The following is a 600-nucleotide window of genomic DNA, read 5'->3' on the forward strand; positions in this document are numbered from 1 at the left end:
CAAGATGGACAACTGGCTTTAGATATTCCCCGTGATCGAGAAGGTTCATTTGAGCCACAAATTATCAAAAAGCACCAAACACGCATCACCAGTATGGATGACCAAATCCTCTCACTGTATGCAAAAGGAATGACTAATAGGGAAATTGTAGCCTTCTTCAAAGAAATGTACGATGCCGATGTGTCAGCATCTCTCATCAGCAAAGTTACCGATGCTGTGATTGAGCAAGTGACTGAGTGGCAAAATAGAGCCTTAGATAGCCTTTATCCTGTTGTCTATCTTGACTGTATTGTTGTCAAAGTCCGTCAGCACTCCAATGTGATTAACAAGTCCGTATACCTTGCTTTAGGCATCAATATGGATGGGCAAAAAGAATTACTGGGTATGTGGATTGCTCAGACAGAAGGTGCCAAATTCTGGCTGTCAGTCATGACAGAGCTAAAAAATCGAGGAGTACAGGACATTCTTGTTGCCTGTGTAGATGGATTAAAAGGCTTTCCTGACGCGATAGCCTCTGTTTACCCTCATACTGATATTCAACTGTGTATTGTGCATGTTGTACGCAATAGCCTGAGATTTGTAAGCTGGAAAGACTACAAG

1 pseudogene is annotated in these 600 nt (G+C 42.2%); it reads left to right on the top strand.

Annotated features, from left to right (window positions below):
• Nucleotides 1-600, top strand: a pseudogene (locus RFX69_RS13115) (IS256-like element ISAba26 family transposase); the annotation flags it as partial.

Origin of the sequence: Acinetobacter sp. 148, from assembly GCF_031196675.1 — a bacterium.
GTDB classification, from domain to species: Bacteria; Pseudomonadota; Gammaproteobacteria; order Pseudomonadales; family Moraxellaceae; genus Acinetobacter; species Acinetobacter baumannii.